This window comes from Citrobacter sp. Awk 2 (genome assembly GCF_028069815.1).
In the GTDB taxonomy this organism is placed as follows: domain Bacteria; phylum Pseudomonadota; class Gammaproteobacteria; order Enterobacterales; family Enterobacteriaceae; genus Citrobacter.
On record NZ_JANEWL010000009.1, the window covers coordinates 40,090 to 56,000 of the forward strand.

At 49.8% G+C, this 15,911-nt stretch carries 16 protein-coding genes; 5 read left to right on the plus strand and 11 right to left on the minus strand.

What is annotated here, in order from left to right; translation table 11 throughout:
* Window positions 1-13 precede the first annotated feature (13 nt).
* A complete protein-coding gene (pncA, locus tag NNO02_RS04370; RefSeq protein WP_271454298.1) occupies window positions 14-652 on the plus strand; it encodes a bifunctional nicotinamidase/pyrazinamidase in 639 nt (212 codons plus the stop codon).
* Between the two features lie 33 nt (window positions 653-685).
* Here the strand turns inward: pncA and NNO02_RS04375 are convergent, their stop codons facing one another.
* From NNO02_RS04375 to NNO02_RS04410, 8 genes are all read right to left on the minus strand, one after another.
* Window positions 686-2,044, minus strand: coding sequence for an MFS transporter (locus NNO02_RS04375; RefSeq protein ID WP_137383428.1), 1,359 nt, complete (start codon window positions 2,042-2,044; stop codon window positions 686-688).
* 141 nt (window positions 2,045-2,185) lie between these two features.
* The gene (locus NNO02_RS04380) at window positions 2,186-2,944 is read right to left on the minus strand and encodes a DeoR/GlpR family DNA-binding transcription regulator (RefSeq protein ID WP_137383429.1); all 759 of its coding nucleotides are present in this window, start codon (window positions 2,942-2,944) and stop codon (window positions 2,186-2,188) included.
* Between the two features lie 139 nt (window positions 2,945-3,083).
* Window positions 3,084-4,067, minus strand: coding sequence for an NADH-dependent methylglyoxal reductase (gene ydjG / locus NNO02_RS04385; protein ID WP_271454283.1), 984 nt, complete (start codon window positions 4,065-4,067; stop codon window positions 3,084-3,086).
* A gap of 9 nt (window positions 4,068-4,076) precedes the next feature.
* Window positions 4,077-5,024: a carbohydrate kinase family protein gene (locus tag NNO02_RS04390; RefSeq protein WP_139537905.1), complete on the minus strand. Its 948-nt coding sequence runs from the start codon at window positions 5,022-5,024 to the stop codon at window positions 4,077-4,079.
* A 4-nt stretch (window positions 5,025-5,028) separates the two neighbouring features.
* Window positions 5,029-5,865 carry a ketose-bisphosphate aldolase gene (locus NNO02_RS04395; RefSeq protein WP_079938513.1) on the minus strand — a complete coding sequence of 279 codons (837 nt, stop codon included), beginning with the start codon at window positions 5,863-5,865 and terminating at the stop codon, window positions 5,029-5,031.
* Between the two features lie 24 nt (window positions 5,866-5,889).
* On the minus strand, window positions 5,890-6,933 hold the full coding sequence (locus NNO02_RS04400) for an NAD(P)-dependent alcohol dehydrogenase (protein WP_003832485.1): 1,044 nt from the start codon (window positions 6,931-6,933) through the stop codon (window positions 5,890-5,892).
* 17 nt (window positions 6,934-6,950) lie between these two features.
* Window positions 6,951-8,330, minus strand: coding sequence for an MFS transporter (locus NNO02_RS04405; RefSeq protein WP_271454284.1), 1,380 nt, complete (start codon window positions 8,328-8,330; stop codon window positions 6,951-6,953).
* A gap of 27 nt (window positions 8,331-8,357) precedes the next feature.
* On the minus strand, window positions 8,358-9,434 hold the full coding sequence (locus NNO02_RS04410; protein ID WP_142461473.1) for a zinc-binding dehydrogenase: 1,077 nt from the start codon (window positions 9,432-9,434) through the stop codon (window positions 8,358-8,360).
* Between the two features lie 296 nt (window positions 9,435-9,730).
* On the opposite strand from NNO02_RS04410, the gene NNO02_RS04415 reads away from it, so the two are divergent.
* The gene (locus NNO02_RS04415; RefSeq protein WP_271454285.1) at window positions 9,731-10,984 is read left to right on the plus strand and encodes a glycoside hydrolase family 18 protein; all 1,254 of its coding nucleotides are present in this window, start codon (window positions 9,731-9,733) and stop codon (window positions 10,982-10,984) included.
* A gap of 94 nt (window positions 10,985-11,078) precedes the next feature.
* A complete protein-coding gene (yajD, locus tag NNO02_RS04420; protein WP_271454286.1) occupies window positions 11,079-11,423 on the plus strand; it encodes an HNH nuclease YajD in 345 nt (114 codons plus the stop codon).
* Window positions 11,424-11,467: 44 nt separating this feature from the next.
* Here the strand turns inward: yajD and NNO02_RS04425 are convergent, their stop codons facing one another.
* Together NNO02_RS04425 and msrB are read right to left on the minus strand one after the other, a co-directional pair.
* Window positions 11,468-11,743 (minus strand): YeaC family protein, encoded by a 276-nt coding sequence (locus NNO02_RS04425; protein ID WP_271441150.1) that lies wholly within the window; start codon window positions 11,741-11,743, stop codon window positions 11,468-11,470.
* 42 nt (window positions 11,744-11,785) lie between these two features.
* On the minus strand, window positions 11,786-12,199 hold the full coding sequence (msrB, locus tag NNO02_RS04430) for a peptide-methionine (R)-S-oxide reductase MsrB (protein ID WP_040233651.1): 414 nt from the start codon (window positions 12,197-12,199) through the stop codon (window positions 11,786-11,788).
* 341 nt (window positions 12,200-12,540) lie between these two features.
* On the opposite strand from msrB, the gene gapA reads away from it, so the two are divergent.
* Window positions 12,541-13,536, plus strand: a complete 996-nt coding sequence (gene gapA, locus NNO02_RS04435; RefSeq protein WP_003030697.1) for a glyceraldehyde-3-phosphate dehydrogenase — start codon at window positions 12,541-12,543, stop codon at window positions 13,534-13,536.
* Window positions 13,537-13,804: 268 nt separating this feature from the next.
* A complete protein-coding gene (locus NNO02_RS04440; RefSeq protein ID WP_271454287.1) occupies window positions 13,805-14,689 on the plus strand; it encodes a D-hexose-6-phosphate mutarotase in 885 nt (294 codons plus the stop codon).
* Window positions 14,690-14,922: 233 nt separating this feature from the next.
* Here the strand turns inward: NNO02_RS04440 and NNO02_RS04445 are convergent, their stop codons facing one another.
* Complete coding sequence (locus tag NNO02_RS04445; protein WP_271454288.1) at window positions 14,923-15,777, minus strand: aldo/keto reductase; 855 nt, start codon at window positions 15,775-15,777, stop codon at window positions 14,923-14,925.
* Window positions 15,778-15,911: the final 134 nt, after the last annotated feature.

Here is a 15,911-nt window from a genome sequence, read left to right on the forward strand (position 1 = left end):
GGAGTCTATGACGATGGCCCGAGCCTTATTGCTGGTCGATTTACAGAATGATTTTTGTGCCGGTGGCGCACTTGCCGTCCCGCAAGGCGACAGCACAATCGATATTGCCAACCGTCTGATCGACTGGTGTGCCGTACGCGGTGACACCGTCGTTGCCAGTCTGGACTGGCACCCGGCGAATCACGGTAGCTTTGCCAGCCAGCATCAGGTTACGCCTTACAGTCAGGGACAACTGGACGGACTGCCACAGACGTTCTGGCCCGATCACTGTGTGCAAAATAGCGAAGGTGCTGCCCTGCATCCGCTGTTGAACCAGCGTGCGATTTCTCAAACCTTCACCAAGGGTGAAAATCCACTGGTCGACAGTTACAGCGCCTTTTTTGATAACGGCCGCCGTCAGGCAACCGCGCTTAATGCCTGGCTGCTGGAAAATCGAATGGTTGAACTGATCATCATGGGTCTGGCAACCGACTATTGCGTAAAATTTACCGTACTGGATGCGCTCGATCTTGGCTATACCGTCAGCGTTATTACTGACGGTTGCCGTGGGGTAAATATTCAGCCAGAAGACAGCGCGCACGCCTTTATGGAAATGGCTACAGCCGGAGCAACGCTGTACACGCTGGCTGACTGGGAAGAAACGCAGCGCTAACGTTTTGCCTGATGGCGTACTGTCAGGCAAAACTCACCCCAGGCTCGATATCTGCTCCAGCGAAACCCTGCGGGTTTCAATACCAAAACAAAACAGGATCAGTGAGCACACCACCAGCATAGCGCCGAGCACAATAAACACGGTGACCGCGCCATACTGAGTGAGTAATACAGCAACCCCGTACGGTGTAAATACAGCGACAATTCTCCCCACGGCATTCACAAAACCGGAACCTCGCAATCGAAGATGGGTTGGCCAAAGTTCCGGGACATACACCGCAGAAGCAAAACAGACATACATATACAAAAAAAAGATCATCACCAGGCCATAGCTTAAAATCGCCCATTCCTGTGTTTGAATCGAATAAAAATATCCCAGGATAGCAATAATAATCAGCAGCGTTGAGCCAAATAACCGTCGTGGGAAGCGGTCAATAATTAATGCGGCAATATAAATGCCTACCGGTGCCCCAATCATAATAATCGAGGTCATGAAAATAGATTTCGTCACATCAAAACCGGTGTTAACGAAAATTGTCGGGATCCAGACGGTAATAGTATACAGCGAGATGTTCATCGCGATCAGTACTGTGATCGCCACCAGCGTCCGGCGTAACATTTGCCCCTTGAATAACAACCAAAACGAATCATTTACCGTGCTTAACCCCGTTTTTTCTCGAGGATTTGGACATGGCGGCAAGATGATCTTTTTTTCTTTCTCGACCTGTTGTTCTACATCCAGGATATGCTTTTCCGCCTTTTCTTGCAGACCTTTGCCTGCCAGCCACCGGGGAGACTCAATAAGGTATTTTCCTGACAGATACCAGGCCAACAGCATTCCCACACCACCAAGAAAAAACATCACTCGCCAGCTGAAACAGGCGATGACGACAACACCGACAGCCGCAGACAGCATGGGTGACCAGTTGCCGACAAAAGACAAACGAGCAGACCATTTACCGCGTACCACCGGGGGAATAAACTCAGTAAAGGAGGCATAACCCACCATAATCAGCGCCCCCATTCCTACCCCCATAAGCCCACGGAAGAAGATTAACCAATACATATTGGGAACAAAAGAGGCGGCAGTTGCAGAAATACCGACTATCAGCAAATTCATCCGAAACGCTTGCCGCCGCCCAAGATAATCGCCGATAAACCCACCGCTCAATGAGCCAATAAAATAACCAAACATTAGCGCTGAAGTAAATGCCGCATTAAGGTAGTTATTCGACCAGCCATTACTAACCAGTTTAGCTAATACCACATTACCGGAATAACTCAGAAAGCCCGTCAGCAACAAACCAAAGCTGATAATACCAAAAATACGAAAGTGAAACTTTGAAAAAGGTAAGCGATCCAGCCTTGCGCCGATATGTTCATATTGTTCCATCTGGGTGCCTCAAATGCAGCAAAATATAATAAACTTGTTATGGCAATAGGCGACAGTGTAAATCTGTCGCATTTACCATCATCATTTTTATTTGGCATTAACCGGATGCAATCTAAAAAATATCGACTACTTAGCCCTGCATTAGTACACAAGCTGGATATTATTTTTCTTGCAAAATTCAACCCACTCAGCACCCGGTGCTTTATCTGTTATAATGTAATTAATATGGCTAAGATCCACTAACTGGACAAATGCTTTACGATCAAACTTTGAGTGATCGACTAACAGAGCGACCTCTGCCGCCTGACGAATCATTGTTTTTTTGATCTCAGCTTCTGCTTCGTTTGAATCAAGCGCACCGCTTGTAATGTCCAGCCCTTTGCAGCTCATCACCATGATATCAACGTGATAGCGGCTGATAATCTCTTTGGTGATACGGCCCTGAAGTGACAGTGTATTCTTATTTAACTCTCCCCCAGTCGAAACCACATTAATCTCAGATTGCGCTAATTCATGAAACGCTTCCGCTGAGTTCGTCAGCAACGTCAGATCGTTTCTTTCCTTCAATAGCTTTAATAATTCCATCGCAGTACTGCTGGAGTCGGCAGCCATCGTGGTCTTATTTTTAATAAACGGTAACGCATTACGGGCAATGATCTGCTTCTCTTCGAAGAAAGATTTTGCACGCTTATAAAAATGAATATTGTCGGACAACGCGGTAGTATTGAGCACTGCACCGCCATATGTTCGGGTCAGAAAACCTTCATCTTCCAGTTTTTCAAGATCGCGGCGAATCGTTTCCTCAGTTACCTGAAAGATTGAACTTAAATTAGATACCGCCACTTTCTTATCATTAGCCACCATTTGCTTAATGGCCTGAATCCTGTCTTTTGCCGCCACGATGACACCTCTGTTTCCTGCAAAGTAATAATAAGACCCTAGTATCTCACAGGCTATGTTTATTTTCAAAAGAACATGTCTGAATCACAGATTTCAATACTCTTTTACACAGAAACAGAGGTCAATCCTATCTGCTGGCTTATTTGCTATCCAACGCCTCTGCCATTTGCCTCATCAATAATGAATCATCATCTGTCAGAGGAATGGTCAACGCCTCGACATTCTCGCGAACCTGTTCAGGCGCGGTTGCGCCGCTCAGTAAGGTAATTAAATCGCTTTGCTTTAAAATCCATGCCAAGGCCAGCGCGGGGATTGTGCAGCGGTATTTCTCGCACAGTGGCTGCCATTGCTCAAGCATGTCAATCACCCGCAGCATATTGTCCCGTTGGAACCAGACTTTGTTGGCCCGCGCACCGCTAGGGACATAATCTCGATCAATAGTCCCGGTCAGGAGTCCCTGCTCGAGTGGGGAATAAACCTGCACAACAATGCCATTCTGCTGGCATAACGGCAGCAGTTCAGTTTCCAGCGCGCGATCAAGAATGCTGTACTTGGCCTGCACGATATCCAGCTCGCCATACTTGAGGTACTCCCTGATATGCCCGGCATCGACGTTCGCCGCCCCAATCGAACGGATTTTCCCCTCTTTTTTCAGTGCGTTCAGCGTGTCTACGGTTTCCGCAATCGGCGTAAAACAGGGCTCAACCGACTGCCAGTGGGTCATATAAATATCAATGCTATCGATGCCCAATCTTTGCAGACTGGCGTCCACCTCTTCGCGAATCGACTCAGGCGAGAGGTTTTTATACAGCTGGCGATCACCTACTTTGTTAAACAGGCTGCCTGTTCGCTCCCATACGATGCCGCATTTGGTTTCAACCACGATCTCGCTGCGCGGCAGCTTTTTCAGCGCCTGCCCGACAATCACTTCGCTGTTGCCAAAGTTGTAGCCAGGCGCGGTATCAATGAGATTAATACCGCAGCGGTGTGCTTCAACAATGGTGTCAATGCAAATCTGCAGGTCGAGATCGCCGTTCCATGCCGGGCCGCCGCCAATGGCCCATGTCCCTAATCCCATGCGGGAAAGCGTAATATCCGTACTGCCTAAAGGAATCATTTTCATCTGCCGTTATTACCCTTCGTATTCATCGAGAAGTTGTTTCACCAGCTTTCTGTTCTTCACGCCGGTCGTCGCGCCCACGCTCAGTACCGATATCGCCGCCGTGGCGTTAGCAAACAGCGCGCAGTCGCGAAGCGGTTTGCCTTCAAGCAGCGCGGAGATAAATCCTGAAGCAAAGTTATCCCCTGCGCCGATGGTGTCGATGGCGGTAATTCCTGACACCGCCGGGACCTCCATTTTCATATCGACACTTTTGATAAAACAGCCTCTCTTGCCGGTCTTAATGACTACCGTTTTCACGCCGCAGCCCAGAAAACTATCGGCTATTTCATCCAGCGTCTCTTTCCCGGTGAGCAGTTTTGCCTCCTCAAAATTGGGAAACAGATAATCCACGTAGCTCAGCGCTTCACGGATATCGTCCAGCGTTTCATTCAGTCGCGGTTTAATCATATCGGCGCAGATAATGAGCTTATGCGCTTTCGCCTGCGTGAAAATGGCCGTTAACGCCTGACCATCAAGCAGCGGACTGTTAAAAATACTCGCCAGCGACAGCAGCTTTGCCTGCGAGAAACGGTCAAAATCAACATCGTTAATATTCAGTTTCCACAGGCTGCCGTTGCGATTGGTGACAAAGGTGCGTTCACCATCGGCTGTGACCAAACCCACGTTAATGGAAGTATCAATATCCGCATCCTGTTTCAGGCTCTGAATATCAATATTCTCCCGACGACAATGGTCGACAATAAAATGTCCCGCAGCATCGTCACCGACCCGGCTTATTAATGCAGTACGATGTCCGAGACGAGAAATAATCGTCGCTTCATTAATCGCATCGCCTCCCGTCGTCATCGCAATACGTTCTAAAGGATAAGAATCTACATCAAAGATATTTTTACTTACTGGCTGCAAGGGAATATCAACAATAGCCGCCCCGATACAAATAACCTCGATATTATCCATATTGTCATTCCGCTTTACCGTCAGAACCAAACAGTTTAATTTTCTCCAGCGCGCGCTCTTTTACCGCTTTGCGAACTTCACGCTCAACGTGCAGGAACGGCTGATTCTGGTTCTCCTGCACCGCCGCCATTGCCGCCTGGCACAGTTCGGTATGAATATTGATTTTCGAAATACCTAATGAAATGGCCTTTTTGATATCCGCATCGCTAATGCCGGACGCGCCGTGCAGCACCAGCGGAACGGATACCGCCTCGCGCACGCGTTTGACCACGTCGAAATTCAGTTTCGGCTCTGAAGTATAGACACCGTGCTGGTTACCAATCGCTACCGCCAGAGAATCGCAGCCGGTACGCTCGACAAATTCCGCCGCCTGGCTCGGGTCGGTATAGTGATAGCCCGCCAGCGCTTCTTCATAAACCGTTTCATTCCCCACGTGGCCCAGCTCCGCCTCGACCGGAATACCCAACGGATGGAAGAAATCCACTGCCTCTTTAGTCAGGCGAATATTCTCTTCGAAATCAAAGGCGGAGGCATCGCGCATCAGCGAATTCATGCCGTGGGTCCAGGCGTTATGGATAATTTCCATGCTGCGCCCGTGGTCCCAATGGGTAATAACCGGCACCGAGGCTTTTTTCGCCATCGAAACCATCATATGCGAAAAATCTTCAAACGAGGTATTACCGACAAAACCGGTGCCGAAGGAGATAATCACCGGCGATTTAGATTCTTCCGCCGCATCGATCACCCCCATTAACATTTCCGCATTCCACACGTTAAAGTGGGCAATCGCATAATGTTTATTCTGGGCATCATTTTCCCAATATTTAATATCTGCCAGCATAGTTGTTTCTCCCTTTTCAATAAATTAATGGTTAACTTTAATAACGCCTTTGATAATTTCGCGTTTATTGTTGACTGACTCATCAAACGCGCGCTGAACATCTTCATAATCATAAATATGTGTCACCATCGACTTGACATCGAAACGCCCGGAGGAAATGGCTTCAATAGTGACCGGATAGCGGTTGGCGTAGCGAAAAACGGTCTGAATGGAGACTTCACGGTTAATTTTGAGGAAATTAATCGCCGAATCACCGGGAACCGTCCCAACGATCATGATTTTCCCGCCGCGCATCACCAGGTACGGAGCTTGCTTAACGGTGATCGCCGAGCCGGCAGTTTCAAAAACAATGTCAGCCCCCATATCGCCGGAGAACTGCTGACAGCGGGCAACGGTGTCCTCTTTCGCTCCGTTGATCACCGTCGTCGCACCAAGCTGCTCGGCCATGGCCAGACGTTTTTCCAAAACATCAACAACGGCGATGTCGGTAGCACCCAAACATTTGCAAGCCTGCAGGGTCATTAAACCAATACAGCCAGCCCCCAGAATGACGATTTTCTTACCCGGCTTAACGTCCGCCAGCATTGCGGCATGCATACCGACCGCCGCAGGCTCCACCAGCGCGCCTTCCATGGTGTCCATGTTATCGGGCAGCTTGTAAGTGAAGCTCTCCGGATGGCACAGATAGTGGGTTAGCGCGCCGCGATAATTAGGCTGCGTGGCCATAAAGTCGACGTCCGGACAGATGTTGTATTTGCCCTCCAGACAGTAGCGGCAGTGACCACACGGCACGCCGGGTTCAATGTTCACCCGGTCGCCCGGTTTAAATTTACTGACGCGGTTTCCTACCGCCACCACCGTACCAGCGCATTCATGCCCCAGACCAATTTCCTGGTTTGGGTCTTTTGGCGGAATAAAGGGACCTGATTCGAAACCGTGAACATCTGAACCGCAAATACCTACATATTCAATTTTGATCAGTACTTCATGCTCTTTGGGTACCGGGATATCGGCGGCAATAATTTTCATCGTGCCCGGCGTTTTTAATATCGCTTTTGAATTTTTCATTTTCTTTCCCATCAATATTATTTGCTGGTAACTGCATCAATACCGAGGCTTTCGACAGAGACGCCTTTGGTTTCAATTCCGATGGTAGCAATGGCGACAGCGACAATAATGGAGACCGCACCCAGCAGGACAAACACCCCCGTTACGCCATAACCGTTAAGCAATACCGCGACCGCATAAGGCGCGGCGATACCGCTGATACGCCCTACCGCATTCGCCAGACCAGAACCGCGAAGTTTCGCTTCGGTCGGCCATATTTCCGGTACATATACCGCTGAGGCGTAGCAAACGTACATATACACAAAGGTAATCAGGAAGAAGCCTATTAACGTAATCAGCAGCATGCTGGTTTGCAGCGAGTAGATATATCCCAGCACGGCGATTAATACTAATAAGCCCACCCCCATGGTCTTTCTGGGAATTTTATCCATCACCAGCATGGCGATAAATATTCCAAACGGCGCACCAAACATACTCATGGTATTTAAGACAATGGAATCTTTCAGGTTAATGCCCTGGGTCATAAATATCGTCGGCAGCCAGTTAATTAAGGTGTACTGCACGACGTTCATGGCAATCAGAACAAAGGAACCTAAAATAACGCGCTTGAGTAATACGCCGGTTAATAAAGCCGAATACGGAACAGAGCGCGGTGCCTTGCCGTCATCTCCTATCACCACTGGCGGCAGTGGCTTACCGGTCTGCTGAACCACGCCCTCTTCTATTGCCCGCATCACTTTTTCGGCTTCCGCGTAGCGTCCACGAGACTCCAGCCAGCGAGGCGACTCGGGGAACCAGCGCCAGGCAATGGCAGTGGCAATCAGCGATAGCACCGCCGGGATCAGCAGTTGCACGCGCCAGTTCCATTCAGCACTGATTAACGGCGTCAGTCCCATCGCAATCAGCGAACAGAGCGGATAAGACCAATTACCGATAAACGAGACCCTACTGGACCAGGTACCGCGATTCCTGCCGGGCATATATTCGGTGAACCCGGCAAACAGAGTCACCAGCAGCGCACCTAATCCCACCCCCATCACAAAACGGCAGGCAATAAGGAAGGTCATATTTGGCGAAAACGCCCCCACGACCATGGCGATAATATGAATCGCTTCATACAGGATAAAGGCATTTTTGCGCCCGGTTTTATCCCCGATAATTCCCCCGGCAAGCGCGCCGAGAAACATTCCCGCCGTCGTAATGGCGGAAAACGTGGCGGTAGTGGAATTATCGGTCCAGCCGAGTTCTTTTAACTGCGCAAGAATTAATCCGCCAACGGCATTACTCCAACAAACCAGTAATCCAAAGGCAACCATCGCAAACATCGACGTGTGCCAACGGCAGTCAGGCAGCCTGTCCAACCTCGCGCCGCAGTACGGTTTTGCTATCTGTTCCATCCGGGAACCTTCCTTTAATAAATGAGGTTATTCATCAAAGTCGTAGGTCATGATCACTTTAATCGCGGTTTTATCGACCATGGCGTCAAACCCTTCGCGCCATTGCGACAAGCCGATACGGTGAGTAATCATCGGTTTAACTTTGATCGCACCGCTGGCCAGCAGGCGGATGGCGTTGCGCCAGGACGTGGAGTCATAGGCCATATGACCAATGATGCTTTTGTTCCACGCGGTGATGTCGTTGATGGAGAAATCGAGAGGTTTAAAGCCCATGCCAACGCGAACGACTTCACCATTTGGGCGCAGCATTTCGATCGATTGTTTAAGGGCGATATTGGCACCGGAGCATTCGATGACCAGCCCCAGATTGTCTTTACCGCAGATTTCCTGGCAGCGCGCGACCACATCTTCGGTGGAACCGTTGACAACCGCAGTCGCCCCCAGCTCTTTGGCGATCGGGAAGCGTACGGCGACGTCCTCTTCCAGCCCGACCATCACGATATTGACGGCCCCCATAATGCGCGCCATCTGGACCGAAAAGAGTCCCAATGGACCGGTGCCGAAAACCACAACGTCCTGGCCGGGAAGGAATTTGGATTGCTGAGCGATAGATTTGTAGGCGTTACAGATAGGATCCAGCACCGCCGCTTCTTCATAATCAACGCCTTGTGGGATTTCCCACAGCGCATGGCGGTGAATTTTGAGGATTTCCCCCGGCACCAGGCAATATTTCGAGAACCCTCCGCCCCATGTGTTGTTGTCGAGACCTAAGTTCACTTTTTCTGTACAACACAGAAAATCGCCTTGTTCGCAGGCTGGGCAAACGCCGCAGACATGTCCACTATTGTCAGACACCACCCGCTGACCGACTTTCCAGTCCTTAACTTTGTCGCCAACGCGGACAATTTTACCGGCGAACTCATGGCCGCGGATGGAGTTAAACTGATCGGATCCGCTATCAACATTGTAGTGTTTCATGTCCGCGCCGCAGATAGCCGCCGCTTTGATTTCAATCACGATGTCATCCGGGCCACAAACCGGTTCCGGTACATCAATCATCTTATAGCCGCCAAAGGCCTTGCCAAATCTTGCCAGTGCTTTCATTGAATTTTCCTTTGTGTTTAGTTTTGCATCAGTGGTCATCATACTTATCCATATAATTTTTGAGGTCAACACCAAATCTTTACAACGCAGATAAAATTCTGTATTTCACAACTCAGATCACAAATAAGTGCAACGATGAACTGAAAAACAAAGGAACATGGCAGCCGCTTCGCTAAAGTGACGTGAACCCCTTCGCATTTTTCCTGTTATGAAACTGTTAACCTACAAGAGCTGTTTTTTTCGCCACGCCATTTCCGTGGCGTGTTTGCTTTTTTAATTGTCAAAGAGGAACTCCGATGAAACTTTTGCCTTTGTTGGCAGCATTACCCCTGCTCTGTGCCAGCGTTGTTTCCGCTAACTCACTGATGTCTGTCGGCTACTTCAACGGCGGCGGCGACGTCACTGCCGGTCCTGGCGGCGATATCGACAAACTGGATGTTCGCCAGATAACCCACCTGAACTACTCATTTGGCCTGATCTATAACAACGAGAAGGACGAAACCAATGACGCGCTAAAAGATGCCAGTAAGCTGCATCAAATTTGGCTTTCAGAAAAAGTGCAGTCTGATCTGCATAAGATCCCGGAATTGCGTAAACAGAACCCGAATCTTAAAGTTCTGCTTTCCGTTGGCGGTTGGGGGGCGCGTGGATTCTCAGGCGCTGCGGCCACAAAAGAATCCCGGGCGATATTTATTCAGTCGGTGCAAGACATCATTGCGAAATATGGCCTGGATGGTATCGACCTCGACTGGGAGTATCCGGTAAACGGTGCATGGGGGTTAGTTGAAAGTAAACCGACCGATCGTGCAAACTTTACTACGCTGCTGAAGGAGTTACGTGCCGCAGTGGGCCATAAAAAACTGGTGACCATCGCAGTCGGTGCAAACGCTGAAAGCCCGAAAAGCTGGGTAGACGTCAAAGCCATTGCGCCATTACTCGATTACATCAATCTGATGACCTACGATATGGCTTACGGCACTCAGTACTTCAACTCAAACCTGTACGATTCGACGACGTGGCCAACGGTCGCCGAAGCGGATAAGTACAGCGCCGATTTTGTCGTCAATAACTACCTCGCAGCAGGGCTAAAGCCTGCTCAGATGAACCTGGGTATTGGGTTCTATGGTCGCGTGCCTAAACGCGCCGTTGAGCCAGGGATTGACTGGAGCAAACCCGACGCACAGAAAAATCCAGCCACTCAGCCCTATTTTGAGCCACAACACATTGCGCTGTTCAAATCACTGGGCGTTGATCTGACCAAAGATACCTATGTGAAGTACAACGACATTGTGGCGAAGCTCATCAACGATCCACAAAAACGCTTTACCCAACACTGGGATGATGAAGCAAAAGTGCCGTGGTTGTCGGTGCAGTCTGCCGACGGAAAAGCACTTTTCGCCCTCTCCTACGAAAACCCGCGTTCTGTTGCCATCAAAGCGGACTACATCAAAAGCAAGGGACTGGGAGGCGCTATGTTCTGGGAGTATGGTGCGGATGATAAAAACCAGTTAGCGAAGCAGTTGGCCGATTCATTGGGTATCAAACACTGATCCCAACGCTTGCCACAATAGGTTATGATTATCGCAATCCGCTGCGCCATTCTCTGGCGCAGCTTTTCATCTTCTACTGGAGGTATGAGCTGGTATGGCTTTCATCCCTAAAAATTACGCCCGTCTGGAAGTCGGTTATCGGGAAAAGGCACTTAAGCTCTTTCCCTGGGTCTGTGGACGTTGTTCCCGCGAGTTCGTGTACTCAAATCTGCGCGAATTGACCGTACACCATATCGATCACGACCACTCTAACAACCCGGAAGATGGTAGCAACTGGGAGATGTTGTGCCTGTACTGCCACGATCATGAGCATTCCAAATATACGGAAGCGGACCAGTATGGTTCAACAGTGGTTGCCGGAGAAGATGCGCAGAAGACCGTCGGCGAAGCGAAATATAATCCGTTTGCTGACCTTAAAGCGATGATGAACAAAAAGTAGCCTACTGCATATGCCCGGCATAAACGCTCACCGGGCATTTATCATCAGGATTTAAACGTCGCAATCGGCTCAGGCGTAATGCCAAACTCCACTTTTAGTTGCTGCTTACTCTTCATCACCATCTCACCGTTGGTATCGATAGTCATGTGTTGCGCATTCGTGTTGTTACGTGCCTGCCATAACATCACCAGTTGCAAACTGTTCTCTTTTTGTTCTGCGGTCAGCGCGACGCCATCCGGCCATTTTCCCAGTTCAACGGCTGTCGATAAGCGCTGATAAACTTCCGGCGTCATGCTGTCGATCATCTCATCAAGATTCATGTTAAATCCACTCTCCGTAGAATAATTAGCTGAATCGTTTCTTCAGCCTTTCGTTTGCTCACCGTTTTCGCCGTCGGTGAAGTTCAATGACGCTGAATTAACGCAGTAACGCTCGCCTGTGGGCTGAGGCCCATCCGGAAAGACATGCCCCAGATGCGCATCACAGTTTCCACAGCGGATTTCAATGCGCTGCATGCCATGAGACGTGTCTTTTATGTAACGGATAGCCTCTTCGCTCACCGGCTCGTAAAAGCTAGGCCAGCCGCAGCCAGAATCGTATTTTGTCTCTGAACGAAACAAGGGGTTATCGCAGATCAGACAATGGTAGATGCCATCACGCTTATTGTGCAGCAAACGCCCGGTAAATGGCGGTTCTGTCCCATGATTTTGTGTCACGTAAAACTGCATTTCGGACAAATTTTTTTTCAGTTCTTCTGGGGAAGGTTGCTTAGCCATTTGCTCACATCTCGCTTTATCTAAACTCACATCGCGAGACAGATTCTAACAAAACATTAACACCGTAGTGCGAACTTTTGTTCTAAACTTGATCCGTGCGAAATGGCAGCCCAAGAATCGTGATCGACATCACGTTTTTATCTTGATTGCCCTTTAAAATTCGGGCCGCCGCCCCCATGTGGTTTCAAGTCCAAAGGAAGAGTGAGGCGAGTCAGTTGCGCAAAGCTTAAGCAGCAGTTTGATTTGTCGCAATGATTGACACGATTCCGCTTGACGCTGCGTAAGGTTTTTGTAATTTTACAGGCAACCTTTTATTCACTAACAAATAGCTGGTGGAATATATGACTATCAAAGTAGGTATCAACGGTTTTGGCCGTATCGGTCGCATTGTTTTCCGTGCTGCTCAAGAACGTTCTGACATCGAGATCGTTGCAATCAACGACCTGTTAGACGCTGACTACATGGCTTACATGCTGAAATATGACTCCACTCACGGCCGTTTCAATGGTACCGTTGAAGTGAAAGACGGTCATCTGATCGTAAACGGTAAAAAAATCCGTGTTACCGCTGAACGTGATCCGGCTAACCTGAAATGGGACGAAGTTGGTGTTGACGTAGTAGCTGAAGCTACTGGCCTGTTCCTGACAGATGAAACCGCTCGTAAGCACATCACTGCTGGCGCGAAAAAAGTTGTTCTGACTGGTCCTTCCAAAGACAACACTCCGATGTTTGTTAAAGGCGCTAACTTTGACAAATACGAAGGCCAGGACATCGTTTCTAACGCTTCCTGCACCACTAACTGCCTGGCTCCGCTGGCTAAAGTTATCAACGACAACTTCGGCATCATCGAAGGTCTGATGACGACTGTTCACGCGACCACCGCTACTCAGAAAACCGTTGATGGCCCGTCTCACAAAGACTGGCGTGGCGGCCGCGGCGCATCCCAGAACATCATCCCGTCCTCTACCGGTGCTGCTAAAGCGGTAGGTAAAGTACTGCCAGAACTGAATGGCAAACTGACTGGTATGGCGTTCCGCGTTCCGACCCCGAACGTATCTGTTGTTGACCTGACCGTTCGTCTGGAAAAAGCTGCTTCTTACGAAGAAATTAAGAAAGCAATCAAAGCTGCTTCCGAAGGCCCGATGAAAGGCGTTCTGGGTTACACCGAAGACGACGTTGTATCTACCGATTTCAACGGCGAAGTTTGCACTTCCGTGTTCGATGCTAAAGCAGGTATCGCTCTGAACGACAACTTCGTGAAACTGGTTTCCTGGTACGACAACGAAACTGGTTACTCCAACAAAGTTCTGGATCTGATTGCTCACATCTCCAAATAAGTTGAGATGAGACAGTAATCTGTAAGAGCGACTCAGGTCGCTCTTTTTTTTGCCCGAAGATACCCGTCATACTTCAAATTGCAGGTGTGTTGGCTACGCTCTCTCACCCGAATCACTTACTACAGTAAGCTCATCGGGGTGAATCAGGGACATCCATGTCCCTGACCGAAGGCAACCTTTGGTTGTTCAAATTCGTTCCTGACGAATTTGTCGTTCACGTGCCGCCGTCCTGCAACTCGAAATATTTAGGGTTAAAAAGGATTGCGTAATGATTAATAAAATTTTTGCACTTCCGGTAGTCGAACAAATTGCCCCTGTTCTCTCCCGCCGCCAGCTTGATGAGCTGGAGGTTATTGTTGTCGATCACCCTCAGGTTAAAGCCTCTTTCGCACTGCAGGGCGCACACCTTCTGTCCTGGAAACCAAACGGCGAAGATGACGTTCTCTGGTTAAGTAATAACACGCCGTTTAAAACTGGTGTGGCGCTGCGGGGTGGCGTACCGATTTGTTGGCCGTGGTTTGGCCCGGCGGCTCAGCAAGGTCTACCTTCTCACGGCTTCGCGCGTAACCTGCCCTGGACGCTGAAGGCGCATAACGAAGATGACAACGGCGTGGTTCTGACGTTTGAGTTGCAAAGCAACGCTGAAACGCGTCAGCTTTGGCCACACGACTTTACCCTGCTTGCCCGCTTTAAAGTCGGCGCAACCTGTGAAATCGAGCTGGAAGCCCACGGCGAGTTTGAAACTACCTCCGCACTGCATACCTACTTCAACGTGGGTGATATTGCCGCAGTGAAAGTCAGTGGTCTTGGCGACCGCCTGATCGATAAAGTGAACGATGCGAAAGAAGATGTGCTGGCCGATGGTATCCAGACCTTCCCGGATCGTACTGACCGCGTTTATCTGAACCCGGAAGCATGCAGCGTCATCCATGATGGTTCGCTCAAGCGTAATATCGATGTCGTGCACCACCACCATCTGAACGTTGTGGGTTGGAACCCGGGTCCGGCGCTGTCTGTCAGCATGGGTGATATGCCGGACGATGGCTACAAAACGTTTGTTTGCGTAGAAACAGCGTACGCAACCGCACCGCAGAAAACCACGGAAGAGAAACCTTCTCGTCTGGCGCAGACTATCCGTGTAGCTAAACGCTAAGATTGTGGCAGCTCTCTGATGGCGCTTGCGACATCAGAGAGCTCTGCGCACCGTGCCGGATGCGGCTAACGTCTTATCCGGCCTACAAACTACATACAGCCGTAGGCCTGATAAGCACAGCGCATCAGGCAGTTCCGCGCACCGTGCCTGGATGCTGCTAACGCCTTATCCGGCCTACAAACTACACGCAGCCGTAGGCCTGATAAGCTGCGTGAGCATCGGCATTTGGTAAATCAGGCCATATCCAGCGCTGTTTTACCTTTTGGTGCCGGATATGCCTTATCTAACTGCTTAAGCTCATCTACAGAAAGCGTTATCTCTAACGCAGCCGCATTCTGTTCGACGTGCGCCACACTCGCCGCTTTTGGAATCGCGATCACGCCCGGTTGACGAATAACCCATGCCAGCAGGATCTGGGCGGCACTGGCATCATGTGCATGTGCAATGTCGTTAATCACCGAATGAGTGAACAAACCACTGCGCAACCGTCCTGCCTGTGCCAACGGACTATAGGCCATAACCGGCATCTGCTGTTGCTGACACCATGGCAGCAGGTCATATTCAATGCCACGCGACGCTAAATGATATAGCACCTGGTTAGTGGCGCATTGCCGTCCACCCGCAACCTGCCATAGCGCCTGCATCTCGTCATAATCAAGATTTGAAACACCCCACCGACGAATTTTCCCCTGAGCGATGAGTTTCTCCATGGCGCTGACGGTTTCTTCATAAGTAAAGTCACCCGTCCAGTGCAGCAAATAGAGATCCAGATAGTCGGTTTTCAGCCGGCGCAGACTGCCTTCGCAGGCAGCAATCGCTTTCTGGCCTCCGGCATTCCACGGATAAACTTTTGAAACCAAAAATGCACCATCGCGCCGTCCCGCTAAAGCTTCGCCAACAATTTCTTCTGCTGCACCATCAGCATACATTTCAGCCGTATCAATCAGACGCAGCCCCAGATCCAGGCCAGCCTGCAACGCCGAGACTTCATCACGACGACGGCAGGGATCCTCCCCCATGTTCCATGTTCCCTGCCCTATCGCAGGAAGCGAAACCTGCTCGGTAAACATCACCTGTTTTACTGTCATAGTTCCCCCCTGAGTACATGCACCACAGTAAAGCAAAACACGGGGGATGTGTCCTGTGATGGTGCACAAATTGCACCATCTTCGTTTGGAGGGTTCGTCGTTAATCAGATGCAATAAAAAACCCGGGAACAGTA